This is a genomic window from Roseobacter sp. S87 (genome assembly GCF_055693285.1).
Window position 1 is genome coordinate 3068141 of sequence record NZ_JBVFTR010000004.1, and the last position, 19319, is coordinate 3087459.

General features: G+C 59.2%; 18 protein-coding genes and 1 pseudogene. 9 read left to right on the forward strand and 10 right to left on the reverse strand.

All coding sequences use genetic code 11. From position 1 onward, the window contains the following. Window positions 1-39: 39 nt before the first annotated feature. The 3 genes from ACZ1HA_RS15980 to ACZ1HA_RS15990 are packed head-to-tail and all read left to right on the forward strand — an operon-like array spanning window position 40 to window position 4114. Complete coding sequence (locus tag ACZ1HA_RS15980; protein ID WP_375229651.1) at window positions 40-2061, forward strand: tripartite tricarboxylate transporter permease; 2022 nt, start codon at window positions 40-42, stop codon at window positions 2059-2061. Beyond that, window positions 2058-3149, forward strand: coding sequence for a 4-oxalomesaconate tautomerase (locus ACZ1HA_RS15985; RefSeq protein ID WP_472714582.1), 1092 nt, complete (start codon window positions 2058-2060; stop codon window positions 3147-3149). The genes ACZ1HA_RS15980 and ACZ1HA_RS15985 overlap by 4 nt, the downstream gene beginning before the upstream one ends. After that, the gene (locus ACZ1HA_RS15990) at window positions 3146-4114 is read left to right on the forward strand and encodes a D-2-hydroxyacid dehydrogenase family protein (RefSeq protein WP_472714583.1); all 969 of its coding nucleotides are present in this window, start codon (window positions 3146-3148) and stop codon (window positions 4112-4114) included. Before ACZ1HA_RS15985 ends, ACZ1HA_RS15990 begins: the two co-directional genes overlap by 4 nt. On the opposite strand, the gene ACZ1HA_RS15995 is transcribed toward ACZ1HA_RS15990, so the two are convergent. Together ACZ1HA_RS15995 and ACZ1HA_RS16000 are read right to left on the reverse strand one after the other, a co-directional pair. Next, window positions 4092-5120, reverse strand: coding sequence for an AbrB family transcriptional regulator (locus ACZ1HA_RS15995; protein ID WP_472714584.1), 1029 nt, complete (start codon window positions 5118-5120; stop codon window positions 4092-4094). The two genes, ACZ1HA_RS15990 and ACZ1HA_RS15995, sit on opposite strands and share 23 nt — an antisense overlap. Beyond that, a complete protein-coding gene (locus ACZ1HA_RS16000; protein ID WP_375229647.1) occupies window positions 5117-5758 on the reverse strand; it encodes a GntR family transcriptional regulator in 642 nt (213 codons plus the stop codon). The genes ACZ1HA_RS15995 and ACZ1HA_RS16000 overlap by 4 nt, the downstream gene beginning before the upstream one ends. Before the next feature lie 56 nt (window positions 5759-5814). On the opposite strand from ACZ1HA_RS16000, the gene tcuA reads away from it, so the two are divergent. Both tcuA and tcuB read left to right on the forward strand, forming a co-directional pair. After that, the gene (gene tcuA / locus ACZ1HA_RS16005; protein ID WP_472714585.1) at window positions 5815-7212 is read left to right on the forward strand and encodes an FAD-dependent tricarballylate dehydrogenase TcuA; all 1398 of its coding nucleotides are present in this window, start codon (window positions 5815-5817) and stop codon (window positions 7210-7212) included. Continuing rightward, window positions 7205-8278 carry a tricarballylate utilization 4Fe-4S protein TcuB gene (tcuB, locus tag ACZ1HA_RS16010; RefSeq protein WP_472714586.1) on the forward strand — a complete coding sequence of 358 codons (1074 nt, stop codon included), beginning with the start codon at window positions 7205-7207 and terminating at the stop codon, window positions 8276-8278. The genes tcuA and tcuB overlap by 8 nt, the downstream gene beginning before the upstream one ends. Window positions 8279-8329: 51 nt before the next feature. Here tcuB and ACZ1HA_RS16015 read toward each other — a convergent pair whose 3' ends face one another. The 5 genes and pseudogenes from ACZ1HA_RS16015 to ACZ1HA_RS16035 form a co-directional block, all read right to left on the reverse strand. Further along, window positions 8330-8974, reverse strand: coding sequence for an aspartate/glutamate racemase family protein (locus ACZ1HA_RS16015; protein WP_472714587.1), 645 nt, complete (start codon window positions 8972-8974; stop codon window positions 8330-8332). Beyond that, window positions 8971-9810 (reverse strand): annotated as a pseudogene (locus tag ACZ1HA_RS16020) (ABC transporter permease). The gene ACZ1HA_RS16015 and the pseudogene ACZ1HA_RS16020 overlap by 4 nt, the downstream one beginning before the upstream one ends. Before the next feature lies 1 nt (window position 9811). Next, the gene (locus tag ACZ1HA_RS16025; protein ID WP_472714588.1) at window positions 9812-10663 is read right to left on the reverse strand and encodes an ABC transporter permease; all 852 of its coding nucleotides are present in this window, start codon (window positions 10661-10663) and stop codon (window positions 9812-9814) included. Between the two features lie 66 nt (window positions 10664-10729). Then, a complete protein-coding gene (locus tag ACZ1HA_RS16030; RefSeq protein ID WP_375230930.1) occupies window positions 10730-11995 on the reverse strand; it encodes an ABC transporter substrate-binding protein in 1266 nt (421 codons plus the stop codon). Between the two features lie 38 nt (window positions 11996-12033). Next, window positions 12034-13017 (reverse strand): ABC transporter ATP-binding protein, encoded by a 984-nt coding sequence (locus ACZ1HA_RS16035; protein ID WP_472714589.1) that lies wholly within the window; start codon window positions 13015-13017, stop codon window positions 12034-12036. A 223-nt stretch (window positions 13018-13240) separates the two neighbouring features. On the opposite strand from ACZ1HA_RS16035, the gene ACZ1HA_RS16040 reads away from it, so the two are divergent. Together ACZ1HA_RS16040 and ACZ1HA_RS16045 are read left to right on the forward strand one after the other, a co-directional pair. Then, window positions 13241-13930 (forward strand): GntR family transcriptional regulator, encoded by a 690-nt coding sequence (locus tag ACZ1HA_RS16040; protein WP_472714590.1) that lies wholly within the window; start codon window positions 13241-13243, stop codon window positions 13928-13930. Then, on the forward strand, window positions 13927-14757 hold the full coding sequence (locus ACZ1HA_RS16045; RefSeq protein WP_472714591.1) for a GNAT family N-acetyltransferase: 831 nt from the start codon (window positions 13927-13929) through the stop codon (window positions 14755-14757). The genes ACZ1HA_RS16040 and ACZ1HA_RS16045 overlap by 4 nt, the downstream gene beginning before the upstream one ends. Window positions 14758-15039: 282 nt before the next feature. Here the strand turns inward: ACZ1HA_RS16045 and ACZ1HA_RS16050 are convergent, their stop codons facing one another. Then, a complete protein-coding gene (locus tag ACZ1HA_RS16050) occupies window positions 15040-15726 on the reverse strand; it encodes a response regulator transcription factor (protein ID WP_298841414.1) in 687 nt (228 codons plus the stop codon). Between the two features lie 162 nt (window positions 15727-15888). Between ACZ1HA_RS16050 and ribA the strand changes: the two genes are divergently transcribed. Next, window positions 15889-16977, forward strand: coding sequence for a GTP cyclohydrolase II (ribA, locus tag ACZ1HA_RS16055; RefSeq protein WP_472714592.1), 1089 nt, complete (start codon window positions 15889-15891; stop codon window positions 16975-16977). After that, window positions 16974-17483, forward strand: coding sequence for a L,D-transpeptidase family protein (locus ACZ1HA_RS16060; protein WP_472714593.1), 510 nt, complete (start codon window positions 16974-16976; stop codon window positions 17481-17483). Before ribA ends, ACZ1HA_RS16060 begins: the two co-directional genes overlap by 4 nt. Window positions 17484-17504: 21 nt before the next feature. Here the strand turns inward: ACZ1HA_RS16060 and ACZ1HA_RS16065 are convergent, their stop codons facing one another. Then, window positions 17505-18158: a YggS family pyridoxal phosphate-dependent enzyme gene (locus tag ACZ1HA_RS16065; RefSeq protein ID WP_472714594.1), complete on the reverse strand. Its 654-nt coding sequence runs from the start codon at window positions 18156-18158 to the stop codon at window positions 17505-17507. Window positions 18159-18262: 104 nt separating this feature from the next. Further along, window positions 18263-19207 carry a porin gene (locus tag ACZ1HA_RS16070; protein WP_472714595.1) on the reverse strand — a complete coding sequence of 315 codons (945 nt, stop codon included), beginning with the start codon at window positions 19205-19207 and terminating at the stop codon, window positions 18263-18265. Window positions 19208-19319: the final 112 nt, after the last annotated feature.

Sequence of the window (19319 nt, forward strand, 5' to 3'; positions counted from 1 at the left end):
CAACGGCCATCGCCCGAACTTTCCTGAAAGGTCGTGACTATGGAAGTGCTGTCCGTAGCAATGCCCGCGCTGTCCGACGCGGCGGGTCTGATCCTGCAACCCATCGTCCTGGGCTATCTCGTACTGGGCGTAGTGATGGGGCTGTGCATCGGGGTCTTCCCGGGGCTCGGCGGCATCGCGGGTCTGTCACTGCTGCTGCCCTTCATGTTCGGCATGGACCCGGTGCTTGGTCTCGCTCTGATGATCGGCATGGTGGCCGTTGTGCCAACCTCGGACACGTTTGCTTCGGTTCTCATGGGCATTCCCGGCTCATCGGCCAGTCAGGCCACAGTCCTTGATGGGTTCCCGATGGCCAAAAAGGGGCAGGCCGCACGGGCGCTCTCAGCAGCTTTCGCGTCATCTCTCTTTGGCGGCCTCGTTGGCGCTGCCTTTCTGACAGTTTTCATTCTGATAGCCCGTCCGATCGTGCTGGAATTCCGCACGCCCGAGCTGTTGATGATTACAATCTTTGGCCTGTCGATGGTGGGTATTCTGGCGGGCCGCGTCGCGCTGAAAGGCATCGCTGCAGCAGGTCTCGGGATGATGATCGGCACCATCGGCGAAGGCGACAGCGCCGGTGAACTGCGCATGGCAACCTATGACATGCCCTACCTCGTTGACGGCCTCAAACTGGTAATTGTTGGTCTGGGCATTTTCGCGATCCCGGAAATCGTGGCCCTGCTGCGCCAGGACCGCGCAATCTCGGATCGCAAACCTCTGGGCGGCGGCTGGATCAGCGGTGTCCGGGACTGGTTTGCCAACATCTGGCTCTCTGTGCGCTGCTCGATCATCGGCGTTGTCGTGGGTGTTATTCCCGGGCTGGGCGGCTCCGTTGTTGACTGGATCGCCTATGGCCATTCGGTTCAGACGACCAAAGACAAATCAAACTTCGGCAAGGGCGAGGTCCGGGGCGTTATCGGGCCGGAAAGTTCAAATAACGCCAAGGAAGGCGGCGGTCTTGTGCCGACACTTCTCTTTGGCATCCCCGGCTCCGGTTCCATGGCGATCTTTATCGGGGCCATTGCCCTGCTGGGCTCGGGGAACATCGAAGTCGGTCCTTCCATGCTGAAGAACAACCTGGATATCACCTATGCCATCGTCTGGCTGCTGGCGCTCGCAAATGTCGTCGGCACGCTGATCTGCATCGCCGCGTCCGGAGGGATTGCCCGACTGACCACAATCCCCTTTGCGCTGCTGGCACCCTTCCTGTTCATGATCATTTCCTTTGCGGCGTTCCAGTCCGGCCAGGACATCATGGACCTAGTGGCGCTTTTTGCCATCGGATTGCTGGGCATCATGATGCGGCGGTTTGACTGGTCGCGCCCTGCATTCCTGATCGGTTTCGTGCTGTCTAATCCGGCTGAAACCTATGCCAACCAGGCCGTCCAAATCGCCCAGAGCCGGTTCCGCCGGGGGTTTGAGGAAGGCATCGACTATATCTTTTCGCCGATCGTCATCGTCCTGATCATCATCACGCTGATCTCGGTCGTTCTGGGCCTGCGCCAGGCAAAGACCATCATGGCCGAGGGCGACGTGAACTCCGGTGACAAACGCGCGCCGATGATCTTTCTGCTGGCGGTGCTGGGCTATCTGATCGTGGCATACACAAATGCCGCAATGATCCCGGATTACGCCAGTGCGGACCGCGTGTTCCCCACGTTTGTTGCAGGTGTTGCGATCCTGGCCAGCGTGATCGTCCTGATCCAGATGATGCTGAAGCCGGAAACCCACGCGCTCTTTGCCGACCGCGAGGCTGAGGAAGACAGCCAGCATGGTCTGTGGCCCACGCTGGCATGGTTCGCCGGGCTCCTTGTGCTCACGGCTCTTCTCGGTTTCATCCTCGCACTGGCAATATTCCTCTTTGCGTTCATCCGCCTGCGGGCCGGACGCAGCTGGGGATTTGCTGCCGGTTACACAGCTGCAGGCATCGCCTTTATCTGTTTTATGGCGGGTACGCTGAACCGGGACTTCCCCGCGGGCCTGCTGCAAAGCTACGTTGACCTGCCGTGGCCGCTGACATGACACAGACAGCAATACCCTTTCTGTTCATGCGCGGCGGCACCTCACGCGGTCCGTACCTGAACCGCGCGGACCTGCCCGAAGACCGCGATGCCCTGGCTGAGGTTCTGACAGCCATGGTGGGCTCGGGCCACCCGCTCAACATCGACGGCATCGGCGGTGGCGCAGCAGTCACGACCAAAGTGGCCATGCTTTCTCCATCGCAGGATGATCAGACGGATGTCGATTACTTCTTCGCGCAGGTCAGCGTCGAAGACAGGCAGGTCGATTTCCGGCCGACATGCGGGAACATTCTGGTGGGCGTGGGCCCGGCGGCGATTGAAATGGGGCTTGTCCCGGCCACAGGCGACCTGACCGAGGTCCGGATCCGGGCGGTCAACACCGGCGCGCGGGTCACCGCACAGGTGCGGACCGAAGCGGGCCGCGTCCGCTATGACGGTGACGTGCAGATTGACGGCGTTCCGGGAACCGCGGCACCCGTCGGTCTGATGTTCATGGACGTCACCGGCGGGACAACCGGTGCCATGTTCCCCACCGGCAACCGCATCGACGTCATTGATGGTATTGAGGTGACCTGCATTGATGTCGCCATGCCGATGGTGATCGCGCGTGCCCGGGACTTTGGCCTGACCGGACAGGAAAGCGCCGCGGACCTGGACGCCAACCGTGCCTTTTATGAACGGATGGAGCCGATCCGCCAGGAAGCAGGCCGTTTGATGGGCATGGGGGACGTGTCACAGTCTGTGACACCCAAATTCGGTCTGGTTGCCCCGCCGGTGAATGGCGGTCATGTGCTGACAAGGTACTTTATGCCGAAAAACTGCCATCCCAGCCTCGCGGTTACCGGGTCCCAGTGTCTGTCTGCCTGTCTTTTGTGTCCGGGCACTGTTGCGGCGGGAATACTTGCGCCGCCCAACCACACGCCGGTTCAGTTGAGGCTGGAGCACCCGATGGGTCTTCTGGATGTGTCCATGGATATTGAGACTGACGGTGAGAACTTTGCTGTCCGTGCGGCCGGGCTGACACGCACGGCACGCCTGCTGGCGCGCGGGGATGTATTCATCCCGGGTTCTGTCTGGAGCCGGTCATGAAAGTTCATATCCTCGATGACTGGTTCGACACTTTGCGTGGATTGCCCTGTTTCAGCATGCTGGCGGGTCATGACGTCACGGTGTGGACAGACCATGAACCTGATCCGGGGAAACTGGCCACCCGTCTGCAGGACGCCGATGCACTGGTGCTCTTTCGCGAACGTACGGCCATTGGCGCAAAACTCCTGGAACAGCTGCCCAACCTGAAACTCATTTCCCAACGCTCGGTTTATCCTCACGTCGATGTCGATGCCTGTACGCGGCACGGTGTGCTGTTGTGCTCCAACATGCACAGCGGAACGCCGTCCTATGCCGCTGCGGAAATGACCCTGGCGCTCATTCTGGCCAGCTACCGGCAGATACCGGAACAGGTCGCATCGATCCGGGCAGGCAGGTGGCAGGCGGGTGTCGGCCGAACGCTCCGTGGCCGGACACTGGGCCTTTATGGGTATGGCCGCATTGCGCGTGCGGTCGCAGAATACGCCAGAGCGATCGGCATGGAAATCCAGTGGTGGTCGTCAGAGGAAGGCCGCGCCAGAGCGATCGCAGACGGAGAAACGGTTGCAGACAACCGGGAGGCGTTCTTCGCCACATCAGATGTCGTGTCGCTTCACGTCCGTCTTAAGCCAACAACACGCGGCATTATCACGGCGGATGATCTGGCGGCAATGGCACCGCGCAGCCTGCTGGTGAATACCTCCCGGGCGGGTCTGATAGAGACAGGCGCTCTGGAGACCGAAATCGGGCGCGGGCGCATCCATGCGGCCGTAGATGTCTTTGACACCGAACCTCTGCGGGACACATCACATGTCTTGCTGACCCATCCGAACGTTTTGCCGACACCGCATCTTGGGTATGTGACCGAGGATGAATTCGATCTGCAGTTCAGCGACATTTTTGAACAGGTGAATGCATGGGCCCGGGGCGCGCCCATCCACATGATCAATCCCGGGGTGTTTGGCTGAAGAGACGCACCGCAACCGGTGCGCCAAGGATCACCACCAGTATCCGCAGCACATGATGCGCCACAACAAACGCGACGTCTGCCCCGACAATCAGCGCAAGCACGGTCAGTTCTGCCTGTCCGCCCGGCGCGAAGGCCAGCAGGGCTTCCATACCTGGCGCCAGGTCGAGGCCGTATATGGCCTCAACAAACAGGACCGTCAGCAGGATCAGCAGGACACAGAACCCAAGTCCCGCCACCAGGTCGCGGCGCACTTCGGCCATCGTGATACCCGCGTATTTGCAGCCGATCCCCATGCCGATAAAAAACTGCGCCGCCCAGATGGCCTCTGCCGGCGGGCGGTTGTGCAGCAGGTCTGCTACAGCGAAAGCGCCGGTCAGGATCAAAGGCCCCAGGATCGACGCCCCGAACATTCCGACTCGTTTTGCCACCCGCCATCCGGCAATCGCGCAGAAGACCATCAGCGCCAGTTCTGCCAGCGGAATGCTGGTCGCCGGCGCACCGGGTGGCGCCATCAGATCCGCATCCCAGATGCTGCTGGTCAGAAACGGCAGGCTGACGACGATGACCAGCACGCGGGTTGCATGGATCAGGCTCAGGGTCCGGACATTGGCGCCCGCCTCTTCGCCAAAGACAATCATATCCTGGAGACCACCAGGCATCGTTGCATAGTAAGCGGTGGGGAAATCATACCCGCAAAACCTCTGGAAATAGGGAACGCCAACCACACCGATCACCGCAATCATGACCGGAACCAGGATCAGCGTCGGCCACAACGCTGGAAAACTGGCCAGTACGGCAGGCGTCAGCGTGGCACCGACCGCAACGCCCAGAATGGTGCGCATACCGGCGTTGACCGTGGGCAGGCTGCCCAGCGGAACGCGCACCAGAGCGGCGATCAGGCAGGCCGCAATTGGACCGAGCAGCCAGGGCAGTGGCAGCGCCAGCCAGTGGAATGCCGCAACACCGGTTGCAGCAACGGCGAACGCGCTGAAAATGGGAATCACGCGCTGACCCCTTTGAGACGATGCAGAAGAGAGGTTTGCAGATGGGCTTCGGCCGCAACACCTGCTGCTTCGGCATCGCCATTCCGCAGGGCGGTGATGATCGCACGGTGCTGGCGCACGACGACATCAATACGGTCGGGGTCGGTGTAGGTCGTTGGACCCAGCAACAGCAGAGCGTTATTGAGCGCCCTTGAGGCCTCCAGCAGGAACCGGTTGCGGCCAGCAAGATAAAGGCCTTTGTGGAAATCCTGATTGATCGCCGCACCCAGCGCGGGCTTGTCCCGGTTTGCCTCTATCTGATCGTTCATCGCATCCAGCGCGTCGAATTCAGCCTCCGCACCATGCTTTGCAGCCATTTCCGCGGCGGTGCGTTCCAATACGATCCGCATTTCATAGAGCTCAACAATTTCTGTATGTGCAAGCGACCGGATCACGGCACCAACCCGCGGCCTGTGCTCGACAATCCCGTCACTTTCGAGGCGGCGCAGCGCTTCACGTACCGGCGTGCGCGACAGGGTCAGACGCGCGGCAACTTCCTCTTCGCGCAGACGATCTCCGGGACGGAAGGTGCCGGCACGGATTTCGTGCAGAAGCGCGTCATAGGCCTGTTCACCACTGGATTTCCGGGGTTCCGACATAGAGCTTGCCTTTTGTATCCATTTGGATACAAGAAGCGTATCGGAGGATTCCAGAGATGTCAAAGGCCGGAAAGCCTGATCTGTCACCAGAAGTACTCGTCATCGGCGGCGGGAATGCCGCGCTGACCGCAGCTCTGACAGCGCGCGAGGCCGGCAGGTCTGTGACGGTTCTGGAGGCAGCGCCAAAGCCTTACCGTGGAGGAAACTCACGACACACGCGGAACTTCCGCTGCATGCATGAGGGCCCGCTTGGTGTGCTGACCGGCAGCTATCAGGCTGAAGAATACATGGACGATCTGCTGAAGGTCACAAAAGGCAAAACAGACCCCGATCTTGCGCGCATCGCCATTGAAAACTCAGCTCAGGCCTATCGCTGGATGGAAGAACACGGCGTGCGGTTTCAGCCATCGCTTTCGGGAACATTGTCTTTGTCGAGAACGAATGCCTTCTTCCTCGGCGGCGGCAAGGCTCTGGTAAACGCCTTTTATGCGCAGGCAGAAGACAAGGGCGTCGCGACATTCTGCGACGCACATGTCGATCACCTGACCGTCAGCGGGGACAGGATCACCGAAGTAACCGCCCGGATCAGCGGTCAGGAACACCGCTTCAATCCCGGAAGTGTTGTCGTGGCCTCCGGTGGATTTCAGGCGGATACGGACTGGCTGGCACGTGCATGGGGACCTGCCGCAAAGAACTTCCTGATCCGGGGAACGCTCTACAACCGCGGTGTCGTGCTGCGTGACCTTCTGGATCAGGGAATGGAAAGTGTCGGTGATCCGACCCAGTGCCATGCCGTTGCCATCGACGGCCGCGCTCCGAAATTTGACGGCGGCATCGTGACCCGGCTGGACTGTGTACCTTTTTCGGTGGTCGTGAACAGCAACGGCGAACGGTTCTATGACGAAGGCGAGGATGTCTGGCCGAAGCGATACGCGATCTGGGGGCGCCTCGTTGCTGCACAACCGGATCAGATCGGCTATGCGATCATCGATTCGAAGTCGCGCGACCTTTTCATGCCATCTGTCTTTCCGCCCGTTCAGGCAGATACGCCCGAAGAGCTAGGACGAAAGCTGGGACTGCCGGTTGATACACTGGTGCAAACGATTGATGGGTTCAATGCAGCCTGCCAGCCAGGTGATTTCAGGCCAACCGAACTGGATGCAGTTTCGACCGAGGGCCTCACGCCGCCGAAAACAAACTGGGCCCGGCCGATCACTGATCCGCCTTTTTATGCCTACCCGCTCCGGCCCGGTGTGACCTTTACCTATCTGGGCCTGAAAGTTGATGAAACCGCGCGGGTGACGGGACCATCAGGCAGAATGCGTAACCTTTGGGCCGCAGGAGAGATCATGGCGGGCTCGGTCCTGGGTCAGGGTTATCTGGCAGGGTTCGGCATGACACTCGGTTCAGTGTTTGGACATATCGCAGGCAGAGAGGCGGCCGCAGATGTATGATGCACCATCAACAGAAACGTATGAGGAGGCGCGGAGGCAACTGGGGATCTGCAATGCGTGCCGTTATTGCGAAGGCTATTGCTCGGCCTTCCCCGCGATCACCCGGCTGCGGACCTTCGCGGACGCGGACATCACGCAGATCGCAAACCTGTGCCACAACTGCCGTGGCTGCTATTACGCCTGCCAGTACACCGAACCGCATGAATTTGCCCTCAATCTGCCCCGCGCCCTGGCGGAGGTCCGCACCGAAAGCTGGCAGGACCACGTCTGGCCAGGGCCTGTTGCCCATCTGTTTCTGAAAAACGCCGCTGGCACAGTACTGGCAACGCTGGCCGGTTTCGCCGGGCTTTTCATCGCCATCCGCGCGCTCGCGCCAGCGTCCGGAGAAGGATTTTACGCTGTTCTGTCGCATGCGGCGATGGTCGCCATCTTTGCGCCGGCCTTTGTGCTACCTCTGCTCATTCTCGGTTTCAGCCTGCACGGTTACTGGCGCAGTATTGGGGGGCAGCGGATCACCCGGTCACAGGTAACCCGGGCCTTTGGTCGAGCCGCAAGGATGAAAGACCTTGACGGTGGGCACGGCGAAGGGTGCAATTTTGAAAAGGGCGAGCGCTTCTCTTCCGCGAGGCGCTATGCGCATCATTCAGTCATGTACGGGTTCCTGTTGTGTTTTGCCTCAACCGTCAGCGGGACCGTCCTGCACTATGCTTTCGGCTGGCCCGCGCCCTACCCGTTCCTGTCCCCTCCCAAACTGCTTGGCGTACCGGGAGGTATCCTTCTGACGCTTGGCTGTGTCTGGATGCTGGTGCTCAGGCAACGCGCGGATGCCGGTCTGTCAGATCCTGCGACCAGATCCGCTGATACAGCGTTTATTGCGCTGCTGGGGTTCATAGGCGCCAGCGGACTAGCCCTTTACTGGCTTGGGAAAACACCACTGATGCCGCCGGTGCTGGCGCTGCATCTCGGTGCCGTTGCTGCGTTCTTTCTGCTGACGCCCTACACAAAAATGGCCCATGGGTTTTTCCGTCTTGCGGCACTGATACGGGATGCGCAGCTTCGGGCGTGACGGGGCTTTGGCAGGGGAAACAGCCCTTCAGCGCCATGGGCTCGGATTTTTTCAGGTCAGCCAGGTCATGCAGCGCGCGGCGCATTCAACAGGGTCAATGACTTCGATGTCGAGCGCCTGCCTTACATCAGACACGACCTGCACCATGCCCGCACATCCCAGGACGACCGCGGCTATGTCATCTTCGCTCTGCGCTTTCATGGCTTCCGCTTTGATGGCAGACCCCGCCTGACCCGGATCTTTCTCCAGTTCCAGTACGGGAACTTCTGACGCGCGGACACGTCCCAGAGAAGCATCGAGCCCGGACGACCTGATATTGGTTTCCAGAACCGGGACCGATACGGACAGCGTTGTCACGACGCTGAAGCGCCACTGCCGGAGCGCCGCATAGTGATAGGATGCCTGGCCAATACCGATGACCGGACAGGCGGAGATTTCTGCAGCCTGCCGCAACCCCGTGTCATCAAAACATCCGATGATAATGCCGTCATGACCCTCTGCAGAGGCGCGCGCGACAAGTTCCAGCAGCGGTGGGGTCGCTGCATCTCCGTCGGCGGTACCCTGTATCGCGGGCGGGCCTTTACGGGAGGTCCAGCCCTCGAACCGCACAGCGGGCACAGCCCTGCTGGCAACCTGCACCATGGCCGCGGTCATGGACGCCGTACTGTTTGGGTTGATGATGACCACATCCGTCACACCAGACCCTCGCCGGCATCGGACCCTTTCCGGGCGCGGCGCCGGTTCAGGAACCAGACCAGCCCGAGGAATACGAGAATGATCAGCAGGGAAAATACCGTGGTCAGGGTCCCGAGGGCAAAGAGAACCGGCGTTGTCACATTCGTCGTCATGCCAAAGATTTCCAGCGGCAGCGTGTTGTAGCTGCCGGAGGTCAGGAGCGTCCGGGCAAACTCGTCATAGCTCAGTGTGAACCCGAAGAGGGCAACGCCGATCAGCGAGGGGGCTATGATCGGCAGAACAACATGGCGGATCACCTGCCAGTGGCGACGCACCGAGATCGCGGGCGGCCTCTTCGTACGAAGGATCAAAGCGGTTGAAGACCGCAAACATGATCAGCAGACCAAAGGGCAGTGTCCAGGTCAGCTGCGCTCCAAAGCCCGACCCTGACCAGTGCACCGGCAGACCCGACTGCGACCAGATCAGCCCCACGCCCAGCGAGATCAGAATGGAGGGGATCACCAGCGATGTGATGATCAGGTAAAACAGGATGCCCGCCCCCTGAACCTCTTGCGAAAGGCCAGCCCGCCCATGACTGAGACGACCACGGTGGTCACCATCACCATCAGACCCAGCACAAAGGACCGCCGGAAAGAGCCCCAAATGTCCCCGACAGCCTGTTGCTCGAACAGATCGCGGAACCAGTGCAGGGACACGCCCCGCATCGGAAACGTCAGACCGCCCCCCGGCCCCTGAAAGGACAGGACACCGATGGTCAGCGTGGGCCCATAAAGAAAGATAAGGAACAGGACGAAGAACGCCGTGAGAAAGTAGAAGGAACGGGGACGCGGCTCCATATCAGAGCTCCTTCCGGATATCGACAAAGCGCAGCAGCGTCCCGATCAGCAGCAGCACAGTGATCAGCAGAACCACGGCCGTTGCACTCGCAGACGGATATTGCAGCAACCCGATGTCATTCTGGATCATCCGTCCGACATTCGCGGACTGACTGCCGGACATGAACCGAACCGTGATGAAATCGCCCATGACCAGTGCCACAACGAAAATCGTACCGATCATGATCCCCGGTTTGGTCAGCGGGATAATCACATACCAGAGGGTCTGCCAGCCGGTGGCACCTGCATCCGCTGCGGCTTCAATCAGGGATTTGTCGATACGCATCATCGTGTTGAAGACCGGCACCACCATGAACAGCGTGTAGAGATGCACAAAGGCAAGGATCACACTGAAGTCACTGAACAGCAGCCATTCCACAGGTTCATCAATGACGCCCATGGAGATCAGAGTTGAATTGGCAATCCCGTTGCGGCCGAGGAACGGGATCCACGAAATCATCCGGATGATGTTCGATGTCAGAAAGGGAATGGTGCAGAGCAAAAACAACGCAATCTGCCATGTCATGCTGCGGATGTGAAACGCCAGGTAATAGGCGACGGTGAAGCCGATGAGCAGCGTAAAAATCCAGGTGATCAGCGCATACCGAAAGGTGTTCAGGAACACCCGCCAGGTCACCTCTGAAGTCAGCAGAAACGCATAATTGTCAAAGAGAAATGCAGGATAGATCGACCATTCTGTGGCCCCCCAGAAGCTGACGATCACGATCATCACGATGGGCGCTACCAGAAAGACCAGCAGCACCAGGGAAAGCGGTGCGGCCAGAAGCCAGCCAGTTACCGAATTGTTTTTCAAAACCTGCCCCGGTCGTTTGCTTGGGTGTCATGTGCCGGGGGAGCGTGTCCCCCCGGCGCGCATCGCTCAGGCGGCGATGAATTCGTTCCACTTGCGAACCATGTACTGGTTTTCGTCCATGACGGCGTTCCAGCAGGCCACTGCCCCCATACGGTCGTAGAATGAGCCACCGTCGCGTGTCTCACCGGCCTGGGCCAGAGGATCCCCGAAGGGCGAGGTGATCGTGTCAGAAGCTTCTTTGCCCTCGAACCAGTAACCCCATTCATTTTCCGACATGAAGTTTTTGGAAGTCTCCGGCACTGCCGAGTAATACCCCTGCCGCATCAGGAAACCGCCGACCCAGCCCGACAGATACCAGTTGATATATTCATAGGCCGCATCGAGCTCCATGCCCGTCAGTGATTTGGACAGGCCAATACCACCACCCCATGAACGGTAGCCTTCTTCCAGCGGCTGGTAGACGCAGGGAATGCCGCGTGATTTCACGGCGGTGATCGCGGGCGACCACATGGACTGGATCACGACTTCGCCCGAGGCCATCAGGTTGACGCTTTCATCAAAGCTCTTCCAGAAGGCCCGGAACTGACCGTTTTTCTTGGCTTCGGTGAAGATACCGATGGTCAGATCGATCTCTTCTTTGGTCATGTTGCCCTTGTCGGGATAGGTGTATTCACCCATCGATTCCACAACCATGGCCATGTCCATGATCCCGATGGACGAGATATCCAGAATGGACGCTTTGCCTTTGAATTCCGGGTTCAGGAGTTCTGACCAGTTGCTGATCGGCCGGCCAATGAGGTCCGGCCGGATACCCAGCGTATCAGCATTATATATCGTGGGGATCAGGGTCATCCATCCGGATTCGTTGTCCACGAAGTCGGTGCCGTCCGGCCCTTCAACAAAACCCACGCTGTGTGGTGCCGTGCCTTGTGCAATGGTGCTCTCGGGCGTGAGTTTCCCGTCCCGGAAGATGCCGACGATCTTGTCGTAATTGGCAATCTTCGAGGTATCCATCGCCTGCAAGTTGCCGGTCGGCCAGACCTTTTTGCAGATCCAGTATTCGATGTCGGCAATGTCAAAGCTGTCAGGCTGCGTTGCCGCACGCTGTGTCACGCTGTCGGAATCGAGCGCCGTCATTTCCAGCGTGAAGCCGAGGTCTTCCTTGACCTTCTGCGCCACCTCGTTGAGGTTGGACACCCCGGTGCCGAACTGGCGCAAGGTGATATTCTTTGTCTCTTGTCCCCATACCATCGGAGCCGGAAGCGCGGCGGCCGCCACCGCCGCGCCACCCGACTTCAGTACGGACCGGCGCGAATAGCGCACTTTGGAAATTGTTGTCATCTGCAGTGTCCTCTCTGTTGGTCGTCTGATTATCCGGCCAGGGCGTGTGCCGCCTCAGCCTCCCAGTCGAGGCCGATTGCCTCGCCCGGATTCTTCGGATCATCGAAGAAATCCCTGTCGGACAGCACGGCGGTCACCTCCTGGTCGCCGGGTACGGCAGCGGTGAGCGCAACATGCGTGCCCTGATATTCAATGCTGGTGATTGTGCCAGGCAGTCTCGCCGTTCCCGCCGGCGTAATCCGGAGGGCATCTGACCGGATTGCCACCATTCCCCCGGGCATGGATACGACGTTGTGCGAGCCCAGGAACCGCGCGACAAAGGCCGTCTGCGGCGCGTCAAATACAGCGCGGGTTTTTCCGGCCTGCTCTATTTTCGCGGCGTTCATGACGACAATTTCATCTGCCAGAGCAAGCGCCTCGTCCTGACCATGTGTGACGTGCACAAAGGTAATGCCAAGTTCCCGCTGGAGCTTTTTGAGTTCAGTACGCATCCGGACACGCAGGAACGGATCAAGCGCGGAGAGCGGCTCATCCAGCAGCAGAACTTCCGGTTCCGTGATCAAAGCGCGTGCCAGTGCGGCGCGCTGCTGCTGCCCCCCGGAGAGTTGCGCAGGCAACCGGTCCGCCAGGGCTGTCATGTCAACCAGTTCCAGCATTTCTCCAGCGCGGGTACGCTGCTTCGCCGCGTCGATACCCTGCATTTTCAGGCTGAATCCAACATTGTCACGCACTGTGAGATGCGGAAAAAGAGCGTAGTTCTGAAACATCATCGCTGTGCCACGTTTCGCCGGTGGCAGATGAGAAATATCGCGCCCGCCCAGAGTAATCGCACCATCTGACACGGCCTCATGTCCGGCGATCATCCGCAGCGTTGAGGATTTGCCGCACCCGGAAGGCCCAAGCAAGCAGGCATATGTGCCCGCAGTGAAATGGTAGCTGATCGCGTCAACGGCGACGGTATCACCGTATCGTTTTGTCAGACTGATCAGTTCAAGATCCAGCGTTCGGCTCATCGGTACCCCCAAAGGTTGCCAACAGCGTGACGGGTCAGACTGTGAAGACCCAAGCGCAATTCGCCTGATAGAATTCGGGCACCAGTCGTATGCTTAAAAACACCCCAGACGATCTGAATATTGTCCAAAATATAGGCAGATATTGTATACGATTTTAACGTCGTTTGTGTGAGATATTGAAACCTGGTGCGCCGGGGTGCAGGTTCGGCGCAGGAGAAACCGAATGTCCGCTATGACCGATTCTGCGACATCATCTGTCGACGACATTGTCGCGCAACTCACGCAGGCGGTTCACGAACATCGCCTGCAACCCGGCACCAAACTGCGGGAGGACGAAGTCTGCGAGATATTCGGCGTAAGCCGCACACTCGTACGTCAGGCGCTGCGGTCCATGGAATACCAGGGCCTGCTGACGATTGAGCGGAACCGCGGCGCCTTTGTGTCCAAACCTACGCTGAAGGAAGCGCGGGAGGTTTTTCAGGCCCGCGCTCTGCTTGAACCGGAAACTGCCCGTGCCGCCGCACAACGCGCCACAGCTGCGGACATAGCACGGCTGGAACGCCATATTGAGAACGAACACGCCGCACTCGATCGCGACGAAGCGGGCCTGGCGCTGAAACTGTCGGGTGACTTTCACCTGGACATCGCCCGTATCGCCGACCAGCAGACAATCGAACAGTTCCTGCGGCAGCTGATATCCCGCTCCTCGCTGGTCATTGCACTGTACTGGCGCCGGCGGAATGCGCTGTGCGAAAGCAATGCGCATCACGCGCTGGTGGACGCTCTGAGGCAACAGGATGGAGCATCTGCCGAGGAACTTATGAAAGGGCATCTCCTTGACCTGCTGTCCCAGCTTGACCTCAGAGAGCGCGATTCCGGGCCGGTTTCCCTTAAAGATGCGCTGAAAAGATGATCGAATTCAGGAACGCCGATCAGTCTGAACTTGTCACGGTGCTGGATTGGGCCGCCGATGAAGGTTGGAACCCTGGTCTCGAAGATGCTGCGGCCTTTTTCAAGGCGGATCCAGAGGGGTTTTTCGTCGCCGCCGGTCATGCAGGCGATCCCGTTGCGGCGATTTCAGTAGTCAATCACTCAGACAGTTTCGCGTTTCTGGGGCTCTACATCGTCCGTCCAGACTGGCGGGGCAAGGGAATTGGCTTCGGCCTGTGGCAGCACGCAACAGGGCACGCAGGCGCTCGTACCATCGGGCTTGATGGCGTGGAGGCGCAGCAGGAAAACTATGCCGTTTCCGGTTTCAGCCATGCCGGGGGGACGACCAGGTTCAGCGGTACTGTCCATGGTCAGACCGATCCGGATGTCACTCTGGCTGGGCCTGCGGACATTAAGAAGCTGGTCGAGAAAGAAGCCAAAGCTACCGGGCTGATCAAGACCGCATATCTGGAGGCATGGCTCACACAATGCGAGACACGCAAAACGCTGATCCTGGATGCCGGGCAGTCAGGCAGTGGGTTCTGCACCCTGCGCGCCTGCCGTGAAGGTTCAAAAATCGGGCCACTCGTCGCAGATAATGCCCAGGTCGCAGACCGGCTGATCCGGCACGCGGCCACGCTGTTCAGCGGTCCCGTTACGCTTGATGTGCCTGGCTCGTCTTCGGGACTTGCCGATCTGTGCAGGGAGCTTTGTTTAGTACCGGGGTTCAGAACGGCACGAATGTATCGCGGCGCCGGCCCGACATGTGGGCATGCGTTTTACGCAGTCACGAGCCTGGAGCTGGGGTGAGGGGAGCGCTGATACGGCCGCGTACGGTGCCAGATGGTTCCTGCGCCGTTCAAACGCCCCCGGGTCGGGAACACAGTCAATAGCCTCGCCGATGCACAGGGACCCTGTCCAGACACCATTCAGCGGGAAATTCATCCTCAAGACAAAAAAAGACCGGGCATTAAGCCCGGCCCAGTCCAACAGGGAGGTGCATGTCATGACCCGGACATGCGCGGGATACTTAACAAATAGGGCGCTTTGGTTAACGTTTCATTGACGCAGGTCAAAAAAGTCCGCGACACCCTATGCCATTAATCTGTAGCCGCCTGATTCGGTCACAAGAAGGCGAGCATTAGACGGATCTGGTTCAATTTTCTGGCGCAGCCGGTAAATATGCGTCTCCAGCGTGTGCGTTGTGACACCCGCATTGTAGCCCCAGACTTCGTGCAGGAGCACATCGCGCGGCACCACACCATCCGTCGAGCGGTACAGGAATTTGAGAATGTTGGTCTCTTTTTCCGTCAGACGCACTTTGCGTTCGTCTTCGGTGATCAGCATCTTCATTGACGGCTTGAAAGTATAGTGACCCAGCTGGAAAACTGCGTCCTCTGACTGTTCATGCTGCCGGAGCTGCGCGCGGATGCGGGCCAGCAGAACCGGAAACTTGAACGGCTTGCTGACATAATCATTTGCACCCGCATCGAGCCCGAGAATCGTATCCGCGTCACTGTCGTGACCCGTCAGCATGAGAATCGGGCTTTTGACGCCCTGCTTGCGCATCAGGCGGCACAGTTCACGACCGTCTGTGTCCGGCAGGCCGACATCGAGAATGACGAGATCGTAGAGTGCTTCTTTCGCCCGCACCATGGCATCTGCGCCGTTCGCGGCTTCAAAGACATCGAAGTCTTCGGTCATGATCAGCTGTTCGCTGAGCGCCTCGCGCAGATCGTCATCATCGTCTACAAGCAGTATTTTTTTCAGCTGTGCCATGGATCTCTCCCTCGTGTTACAACAACAAATGTGTTTTTGTGCCGCTGCAGACAAGCGCGGTGTGATTTCTCTCACAGCCTCGTGTTACATCGGCGGTAAATTGTTTCAATTCCGGCCTGTTTGCCCCGGATCAACGCGAAAAAAGACAGGCATTGTAACATCATGACCATCGCTCCGACCCTGAATGAACAGCTCGCGAGGGCGCGCGCCGACCTGCGCATGGGCGTTCCGGTCGTGCTGAACGGCAGCGATCCGGTTGCTTTTGTCGCCGCCGAAACGCTGGATCCCGACCGTTTGCGCAGTCTCAGAGCCGTAAGCGACGAGAGTATTCTGACCATTACGGCCAGACGTGCAGAAACACTCCGCGCCCGCGCCTATGACGGTGATGTTGCGCGGATCCGCATGCCCGCGGATGCGGATGCCGCCTGGGTACGGTCCATTGCTGACCCTGCCGGTGATCTGATGAACCCTATGAAAGGCCCCCTTTCCAGCCTCCGGACCGGCGATGCCAGCGCGCACCGCGTGGCCGTTCGTATGGTGAAATCAGCAAGGCTTCTGCCCGCTGCTTTGGTGGTGTCTGTTCCGGATGCTGCGTCTTTTGCGGCCGAACACAATCTGACCATTCTGGATATCAGCGCAGCCGGGGAAGCGCTGGATGAACGCAGCCCGCTGCATTCTGTTGTCAGTGCGAGACTGCCACTGGAAGTATCAGAAGCAGGTCGTCTGCATGTATTCCGGCCAGAGGATGGCGGCGAAGAGCATTACGCAATCGAGATCGGTCGACCAGACCGGTCGCGTCCTGTGCTCGCCCGCCTGCATTCGGCCTGTGTGACCGGAGATCTGATGGGATCTCTGAAGTGTGACTGCGGCCCGCAGCTGCGCGCGGCACTGGCGAAGATGGGTTCAGAAGGGCACGGGGTACTGCTTTACATGAACCAGGAAGGGCGGGGCATTGGTCTGGCAAACAAAATGCGCGCCTATTCGTTGCAGGATGAAGGGTTCGATACGGTTGAAGCCAATCACCGGCTTGGCTTCGAGGACGACGAGCGGGATTTCCGGCTGGGCGCAGATATTCTTCGGTCGCTTGGATTTTCTGCCGTCCGGCTGATGACCAATAACCCTGCCAAAACCAGTATGATGCAGAGCTGCGGGCTTGATGTCACCGAGCGGGTCCCGCTGCACGTGGGTCACAACCCGCACAACGAGGCTTACCTGGAAACCAAACACCGCAAGTCCGGGCACCTGAAATGAGCCCCTTCGATATGGTGCTTACGCCGCGCGGCCTGCGTTTCCGGGGCCATTACTGGCCCTGCACGATCGGCCGGGGCGGTGTGTCGAAACGCAAGAAAGAGGGTGATGGCGCCACCCCCTGCGGGACACACCGGATTGTCGGCATGCTCTATCGCCCGGACAGAATGGCCCGCCCTACTAACTGGGCGCTTCCAATCGGACCAGGGGATCTGTGGTCGGATGATATGACGCATGAGGACTATAATATGATGGTGCGGGCGCCTTACGCCCATAGCCACGAAGTGCTCCGCCGCGCCGACCCGCTTTATGATCTTGTCCTTTTGACCGACTGGAACTGGCCTTACGCCGTCAAAGGCCGTGGCTCGGCGATTTTTCTGCACCAACAGCGGCGTCCCGGGTTTCCGACTGAAGGCTGCATCGCTTTTTCGCGCGAAAACCTGCACCGGATTGCACCGCTGATCACTCTGCAAACCCGCCTGATTGTACCCGAAGCACTGGCAGGCTGACGCCGGCCCTCTGCGATGCGCCTACCCGGGTGTGCGTTCCCCGAAGATTGCCGAACCAACACGCACATGCGTAGCACCCAGGGCGATGGCTGATTCAAAATCACCACTCATTCCCATGCTGAGACCCTCAAGCCCATTGCGTTCCGCAATCTTGCGCAGCAGAGCGAAATGCAGCGATGGTTCTTCATCAGCGGGGGGAATGCACATCAGGCCCTGGATGGGCAGGTTCAGAGACCGGCAGTCCGCCACAAAGGCATCTGCATCCCCCGGGAGCACGCCAGCTTTCTGAGGCTCCTCGCCTGTGTTCACCTGGACAAACATCTCAGGACAGGTGCCCGTTTCATCCGCGAGCCGCGCAAAAGTCTTCGCCAGCTTGGGCCTGTCCAGCGAATGGATGCTCTGAAAGAGCCCGAATGCCTGACGCGCCTTGTTCGTTTGCAACGGCCCGATCAGGTGCAGTTCGACATCCGGAAAGGTTTCGCGGAACTCCGGCCACTTGCCCGCAGCCTCCTGCACCCGGTTTTCGCCGAAACAGCGGTGACCCGCCTTCAGAACTGCTTCAACCCGCTCGTTCGGCTGGACCTTGGACACAGCGATCAGCCTGACAGAACCCGATGGTCTGCCCGCGCGGGCTTCTGCAGCGGAGATTCGGTCGGAAATGTCTGTGAGCGGCATGCGGCTTTCTCCTGTCAGGTGTCAGTTACTCAGATAAGAAAGCTGCGCAAAAGAAAAGGGGCGAACCGGAAGGTCCGCCCCAATTATCATGCGATGTGTTCAACTCAGAAGTTGAAGATCACACCCAGGTCCGCAACGGTGTTGTCGCTCGGGTTGTTGCCGATACCACCGCGCAGGGAGACACCGCCGCCCAGGTCGTGGCGGAAGCCAACACCGTATGCTGTGTCATCCGAGTCCTGACCGTTGTCGTTTACAACTGCCTGGATGCTTGTCGCCGCGCCAACCGGTACGGAGATGGATGCACCGTAGGAAACGTCGTCCTGTGCGTCGCTGTCTGCAACCAGGAAGGAGAAGTCAACGTTGCTGAACGCGCCGGAGATCGATGCTGCCCAGAAGTCGTTGTCTGTGGAACCGTCTTCGCTACCGAAGGCGATACCGACTGCGTATGCGCTGAAGACATAGCCGAGGCCGAGCATCCACTCTTCTTCAAAGCCGTCTTCCGCGTTGTCTGTGTACGAACCTGCAACTGTCAGGTCGCCCATTTTGTAGCGCAGTTTGACGGTCGGTGCTTCTTCGATTTCGTCACCGATGCCGGATGCCGGCAGGCTGAAGCCGGAGGACTGCTCGAGGAACGATGTCAGACCGACGCCGAAGCCGTAGTAGTTAACAACGTCGCCGGAATCGATAACGTCGGATGTGTTACCAACGTCGAGGCGGAAACCACCGGCCTGTACGTTGAATTCCGGGTTACGGATTGCGTTTTCGTTGTCTTCGAAGGCTGCGCCTTCGTCACCTGTGGCGGAGTTGCCGTTGGCTTCGTCGTTTGTTTCGATACGCAGACGTGCGCCGAACTTAACACCACCGTCTGTTTCGGTTGTGCCAACGATGTTCAGGCGGAAACGCTGCTCGAGACGTGTGTCGCTGAGACCAGCGGCTGCGCCTTCGTCATAGATCAGGCCGAAGCGGCCGAAACCGTTGAATGTGATTTCCGCCGCAGCCATGCCGGCTGTCGCGACGAGCATCGTGGATGCAAGAAGAACTTTTTTCATGTCGTTGTCCCTAGTGTGCAAGTGTTTCCCGGGATGACATGCATCCCAAGTGTGTTTGTGTAATGTCTTACAAGCGGCGTGACCTCAAGCGCTGAACAAAACGCCCCCCGCT

Coding starts and splice junctions, on each gene's coding strand:
- ACZ1HA_RS15980 (WP_375229651.1), top strand. CDS start 40: ATGGAAGTGCTGTCCGTAGCAATGCCCGCGCTGTCCGACGCGGCGGGT.
- ACZ1HA_RS15985 (WP_472714582.1), top strand. CDS start 2,058: ATGACACAGACAGCAATACCCTTTCTGTTCATGCGCGGCGGCACCTCA.
- ACZ1HA_RS15990 (WP_472714583.1), top strand. CDS start 3,146: ATGAAAGTTCATATCCTCGATGACTGGTTCGACACTTTGCGTGGATTG.
- ACZ1HA_RS16000 (WP_375229647.1), bottom strand. CDS start 5,758: ATGTCGGAACCCCGGAAATCCAGTGGTGAACAGGCCTATGACGCGCTT.
- tcuA (WP_472714585.1), top strand. CDS start 5,815: ATGTCAAAGGCCGGAAAGCCTGATCTGTCACCAGAAGTACTCGTCATC.
- tcuB (WP_472714586.1), top strand. CDS start 7,205: ATGTATGATGCACCATCAACAGAAACGTATGAGGAGGCGCGGAGGCAA.
- ACZ1HA_RS16035 (WP_472714589.1), bottom strand. CDS start 13,017: ATGAGCCGAACGCTGGATCTTGAACTGATCAGTCTGACAAAACGATAC.
- ACZ1HA_RS16040 (WP_472714590.1), top strand. CDS start 13,241: ATGTCCGCTATGACCGATTCTGCGACATCATCTGTCGACGACATTGTC.
- ACZ1HA_RS16045 (WP_472714591.1), top strand. CDS start 13,927: ATGATCGAATTCAGGAACGCCGATCAGTCTGAACTTGTCACGGTGCTG.
- ACZ1HA_RS16050 (WP_298841414.1), bottom strand. CDS start 15,726: ATGGCACAGCTGAAAAAAATACTGCTTGTAGACGATGATGACGATCTG.
- ribA (WP_472714592.1), top strand. CDS start 15,889: ATGACCATCGCTCCGACCCTGAATGAACAGCTCGCGAGGGCGCGCGCC.
- ACZ1HA_RS16060 (WP_472714593.1), top strand. CDS start 16,974: ATGAGCCCCTTCGATATGGTGCTTACGCCGCGCGGCCTGCGTTTCCGG.
- ACZ1HA_RS16065 (WP_472714594.1), bottom strand. CDS start 18,158: ATGCCGCTCACAGACATTTCCGACCGAATCTCCGCTGCAGAAGCCCGC.
- ACZ1HA_RS16070 (WP_472714595.1), bottom strand. CDS start 19,207: ATGAAAAAAGTTCTTCTTGCATCCACGATGCTCGTCGCGACAGCCGGC.